The organism is uncultured Thiodictyon sp., from assembly GCF_903828115.1.
In the GTDB taxonomy this organism is placed as follows: domain Bacteria; phylum Pseudomonadota; class Gammaproteobacteria; order Chromatiales; family Chromatiaceae; genus Thiodictyon.
In genome coordinates, this window is the sequence record NZ_CAIKKU010000647.1 from 1 (window position 1) to 4,036 (window position 4,036).

The following is a 4,036-nucleotide window of genomic DNA, read 5'->3' on the forward strand; positions in this document are numbered from 1 at the left end:
ACCCGGCCCCGCGGCGGCTGACGGCCCCCGCGTGCCGCCGGGGCCGGCCACCGGCGGGACCTGCGCCCAGAATAAGAAAAGGAACAAGATGAAAAGAATGCTGATCAACGCGACTCAGCCCGTAGAGTTGCGCGTTGCGACCGTCGATGGTCAAATCCTCTATAACCTCGATATCGAATCCCCCGGCCGCGAACAGAAAAAGGCCAACATTTACAAAGGCACCATTACCCGTGTCGAGCCGAGCCTGGAGGCCGCCTTCGTCGACTACGGCGCCGACCGTCACGGCTTCCTGCCGCTGAAAGAGATCTCCCGCATCTATTTCGAGCCCGACACCGCCAAGCCCGGGACCCGCATCAACATCAAGGAGGTGGTGCGCGAGGGCCGCGAGGTGGTGGTACAGATCGACAAGGAGGAGCGCGGCAGCAAGGGCGCGGCGCTCACCACCTTCGTCTCGCTCGCCGGCCGCTATCTGGTGCTGATGCCCAACAACCCGCGCGCCGGCGGGGTGTCGCGCCGCATCGAGGGCCAGGACCGCAGCGAGTTGCGCGATGTCATGAGCCAACTCGCCATCCCCGACGACATGGGGCTCATCGTGCGTACCGCCGGCGTCGGCAAGAACACCGAAGAGCTCCAGTGGGACCTCGACTACCTGCTCCAACTCTGGCGCGCGATCGAGTCGTCCGCCGCCGGGCGCCGGGCGCCCTTCCTGATCTATCAGGAGAGCGATGTCATCATCCGCTCCATCCGCGACTACCTGCGGGTGGACATCGGCGAGATCGTGATCGACGACCGGGCCGTCTATGACCGGGCCGAGGCCTTCATGCGCCAGGTGATGCCGGGCAACCTGAAGAAGCTGCGCATCTACCAGGACGAGGTGCCGCTCTTCACCCGCTACCAGATCGAGAGCCAGATCGAGACCGCTTTCCAGCGCGAGGTGCGCCTGCCCTCCGGCGGCTCCATCGTCATCGATCACGGCGAGGCCCTGACCGCCATCGACATCAACTCCTCGCGCGCTACCAAGGGCGCGGACATCGAGGAGACGGCGCTCAACACCAACCTGGAGGCCGCCGACGAGATCGCCCGCCAGTTGCGCCTGCGCGATTTGGGCGGGCTCTTCGTCATCGACTTCATCGACATGACCCCGCCCAAGAACCAGCGCGCGGTGGAGGACCGGCTGCGCGATGCCCTGAAGCACGACCGCGCCCGCGTCCAGGTGGCGCGCATCTCCCGCTTCGGCCTGCTGGAAATGTCGCGCCAGCGCCTGCGTCCGTCGCTGGGGGACTCCACCACCAGCGAGTGCCCGCGCTGCCATGGGCAGGGCAAGATCCGCGGCGTCGAGTCGCTCGCCCTGTCCATCCTGCGCATCATCGAAGAGGAGGCGATGAAGGACAGCTCCGAGCGCATCATCGCCCACCTGCCGGTCAGCGTGGCCACCTTCCTGCTCAACGAAAAGCGCCGGGCCATCCTGGAGCTCGAGGCGCGTCAGGAGGTCCAGGTCCTGTTGCTGCCCAACAAGCACATCGAGACCCCGGACTATCAGATCGAGCGCCAGCGCAGTCAGGACCTGACCAAGCAACCCGACGAGCGGCCCAGCTACGAGTTGGCCGTCCTGCCCCAGGCGGTCGGCGGCACCCACGCGCGGGCGAGCGAGCCGACCCGCAGCGAAGAACCGACGGTCAAGGCCATCACCCCGACCTCCCCCATGCCCACGCGGGAACCGGCGCCCGAGCAGGAGCGGCCCGATAACGCCTGGTCCGCCCGCGCCCCCGAGCGCGAGCCCGCGCGTTATGCCGATCCCCAGGACCCTCAGACCCAGGATCGACCGGCCGCGGAAAACCTGCTCAAGCGCATCTGGACCGGGCTCTTCGCCCCCCGCGTCGAACCCATCGCGCAGCCGCCGATCCGTCCGGTCGACACCGAGGACCGGGCCAACCGGACCGAGCGCCCGCCGCAGGGCGGCCAGCGGCGGCCCGACCAGGGGCAGCGCCCGCGCGGCGAAGAGGGGCGGCGCGAGGGGCGGCGCGACGATGGTCGTGACCAGCGCCCGGGGGCGGCGGCGCCGGCCCAGGGCCGTAGCGAGCCGGAGCGCCCGCGTACCGGCGGTCGCGGGGCCGAGCGCCAAGGCGTGCGGCCAGGCGAGCGGCAGGGCGAACGGCCCACCGATCGCGGGGCCGAGCGCCCCAGTGACAGACCCACCCGGACCCCGGATCGGATCGCGGAACGGCCCGAGGACCAGGCGGCCGACCGGGGCGCCGAGCGCAACGCCGGCCGCGAGGCCCAGCGCGTCCAGCCGCGGCCGGACGGCACGCGGCCCGAGACCGGGGAGCAACCGCGTGAGCGCCGTGAGGGCGAGCCGCGCAGCCGCCGGGGCGGTCGCGGCCGCGGGCGGCGCGACGAGCCGGGGGTGAGCGACGAGGCCCGCGCCGCCGGTGGTCAGCGCGAAACCACCCCTGAACCTGGTCGGGAGCCGAACCGGGAGCCGACCGGCGCAACCTCACGGGAGGCCCAGTCCCCCGGCCAGGCGCCGCGGGGGCACCAGACCCGCGAGCGCAGCCCGGCGGGTCCGCCCGCAGCCGACCAGGACGCGGCGCGGGAGCGGCCCTGGACCGACCACGCGCGCCACGCCGCCGCTGATGAATCCGCCCCGGACGCGACGAACCCTGGCGTGCGGCCCCCGGTCGAGACCCTGGTCGCGGTGAGTGCACTCGCCTTGATCGAGGTCGCCGACCAGTCCGCCCCCGGCAACCAGGCGCTACCGGCGCCGGGCCTGAACGCGGCACCCGTCGCCCCGGCCACGGCCCCGGTCGGCAACGACGCGGTCGACACCTTCGAGGCCCCCAGCGCACCCTCGCCCTGGGATCGGGACGCGACCACGGCCGAGCGCGCCACGCACCAACTCGCCGCCCCGACGGCCCCCGACCCCTGGGCCCAGCCCGCCGCCGCCCCGGAGGAGGACCACTGGGACGACGACGACTACGACACCTACCCGGTCTATCCCACGGCGGCGGCAACGGACGCGGTCGCGACCGGTGCGGCCCGGCCGCAACTCGCCGCCGACCGGGGAGCGGTGTTGGAGGGTGACGAAGGCGAGTCCGACACCGACCCGGGGGATGGGGACGACCCCGCCGAGGGCACCGACGCGGCCGCCCAAGACCCGGCCGGGCGCCCCCGGCCCCGGCGTCGTCGCGGCGGCCGCAATCGGCGGCGTCCCGGCACCGAGGCCGCCGGCACCCCGGCGACCGACGCGGCCACTGAGGAGACGGCACCGGCCGGCGGCGAGAGCGCCGACGAGCCGAGGGGCGACCTCGGCCCACGACCAGGTACCCCAGACGCGGCACCCCAGAGCGCAGTCGTACCGCCGCCGGGTGCTCTGACCTCGCCCGCCCCAAGCGGCGAGTCCCCGAGCGCGCCGGATGGCGACCACCCCGGCGAATTCGTCGCTGTAACCCAGCCGGCGCCGGCCGCGGTCGCGGCCACAGACGCAAGGGCCCCGTCACCGGCCAGCGACACGGACGCCGGACAAGCCCCGGCGCCGGTCGCCGAAGCGACGGCCGAGCCAGTGCCGCCCCCAGTCGCCGATGCGCGTGCCGAGCCGCCACCGGTCGCCGCAATGCCGGCCGATCAAGCGCCGACCCCGGCGCCGGCCGACCAAGCACCAGCCCTGACTCCGGTCGCCGAAGCGCTTCCGGAGCTGACACCGCCCCCGGTCGCCGAAGCACCGGCCGAGCCCGCACCGCCCCCGGTCGCCGAAGCGCCTGCCGACCAAGTGCCGGCCCCACTCGCCGACGGACCCGCCGCGCTGCCACCGGCGCCCGTAGCCGACACGACCGCGGAGCACATGCCGCCTCCGGCACCCGTCGCTGACACACCTGCCGAGCAAGCACCGACTCCGGCCCGCAACGAGCACGCGGCCGTCTGAACTTAAAGCGGCGCTGCACCCGAGGGCTGAACGGGGCAACCGCCCCTCTTCAGCCCGGGGCGATCAACACGGCCGCCTCGGGGGCGATATCCGTCGCGGCCTGGGGGCCGCTCCCAC

The 4,036-nt window shown here is 73.3% G+C and carries 1 protein-coding gene; it reads left to right on the forward strand.

All coding sequences use genetic code 11. The features are described from left to right. Window positions 1–88: 88 nt before the first annotated feature. Window positions 89–3,919 carry an Rne/Rng family ribonuclease gene (locus QZY48_RS35005; protein ID WP_366929768.1) on the forward strand — a complete coding sequence of 1,277 codons (3,831 nt, stop codon included), beginning with the start codon at window positions 89–91 and terminating at the stop codon, window positions 3,917–3,919. Window positions 3,920–4,036: the final 117 nt, after the last annotated feature.